We start from the raw sequence: 1,555 nt of genomic DNA on the forward strand, positions 1-1,555 counted from the left end.
CACGACCGGTGGATGCGCTCGTACGGCTTCGCCGAGACCGACGACGAGCGCACCGTCGGGTCGCTCATCGCGGGCAAGGACGGTCGTCTGCCGGACCTGGTGCACGCGCACCCGGCGGACACCGTGCGGGACGTCGTCGACATCATGTCCACGTACGGCGTCTCGCAGATGCCCGTGCTCACCGCCGAGCCGCCCGTCGTCATCGGCGAGGTCGTCGGCGCGGTCGAGGAGAAGGCGCTGCTCGAGCACGTCTTCACCGGGGCCGCGAAGATGTCGGACGCCCTGACCGACTTCGTGGGGGAGCCGCTCCCGCTGATCGGCGTCGGCGAGTCCGTCTCGTCGGCCCGTCGTGCGTTCGGGTCGGCCGACGCCCTGCTCGTCGTCGAGGACGGCAAGCCGGTGACCGTCCTCACGCGACACGACCTGCTCAGCTACCTGTCCGAGTGACCCCGACGGTGCGCGCGACGTGACGCGTGCACCGAGCGCGCCCGGCGCGCCGCGTCCGATCCGACCTGGAGACCAGACCCCATGACCGAGTTCAGCACCCGCGCGATCCACGCCGGCCAGGAGCCCGACGGCCCGACCGGCGCGGTGATCCCGCCGATCCACCTGACGTCCACGTACGTGCAGGACGGCGTCGGCGGCATGCGCAACGGCTACGAGTACTCCCGCTCCGGCAACCCGACGCGCGACGGACTGCAGACGCTGCTCGCCGACCTCGACGGCGGGGTCGCCGCGTACTCGTTCGCGTCCGGCCTGGCCGCCGAGGACGCCCTGCTCCGGGCCACGCTCGCACCCGGTGCCCGCGTGGTGATGGGCAACGACGTGTACGGCGGGACCCACCGCCTGGTCAGCCGACTGCACGTCCCGTGGGGCGTCGAGCTCGTCGTCGTCGACATGAGCGACACCGACCGGGTCCGTGCAGCGCTCGAGGGCGCTCCGGAGCGGACCCTCCTCTGGGTCGAGACCCCGACGAACCCGCTCATGAAGATCGCCGACATCGCGGCCCTCGCCGAGATCGGGCACGCGGCCGGTGCGGTCGTCGTCGTGGACAACACCTTCGCGTCGCCGTACCTGCAGCAGCCGCTGTCGCTCGGCGCCGACGTGGTCGTGTACTCCACCACGAAGTACCTCGGCGGGCACTCGGACGTCGTCGGCGGTGCCGTGGTGCTGGCCGACGAGCGACTCGCCGAGCAGGTGCAGTTCCTGCAGTTCGGCGCCGGGGCGATCTCGTCGCCGTTCGACGCGTTCCTGACCACCCGCGGCATCAAGACCCTCGCGGTCCGGATGGAACGGCACTCCGCCAACGCCCAGGCCGTCGCCGAGGCGCTCGTCGGCGCTCCCGGGGTCGAGCGCGTGTACTACCCGGGTCTCGCCGACCACCCCGGGCACGACGTGGCCGCGCGGCAGATGCGCGGCTTCGGCGGCATGCTCTCCGTCGCCCTCACCGGTGGCCCCGAGGCGGCCCGGCGGTTCGCCGAGTCGACCGAGGTGTTCGCGCTCGCCGAGTCGCTCGGCGGGGTGGAGTCGCTCATCGGCTACCCCTCCGAGATGA

2 protein-coding genes are annotated in these 1,555 nt (G+C 72.5%); both read left to right on the forward strand.

Features of this window, described 5'->3' with window-relative positions:
* Positions 1–447: CBS domain-containing protein (locus I5E_RS15540; RefSeq protein WP_031262929.1), on the forward strand; the 447-nt coding region annotated here is incomplete at its 5' end.
* A gap of 81 nt (positions 448–528) precedes the next feature.
* Positions 529–1,555 (forward strand): cystathionine gamma-synthase (locus I5E_RS15545; protein WP_022907789.1); only part of this gene is annotated, 1,027 nt, incomplete at its 3' end.

The organism is Curtobacterium sp. B18 (genome assembly GCF_000333375.1).
Taxonomy (GTDB): Bacteria; Actinomycetota; Actinomycetes; order Actinomycetales; family Microbacteriaceae; genus Curtobacterium.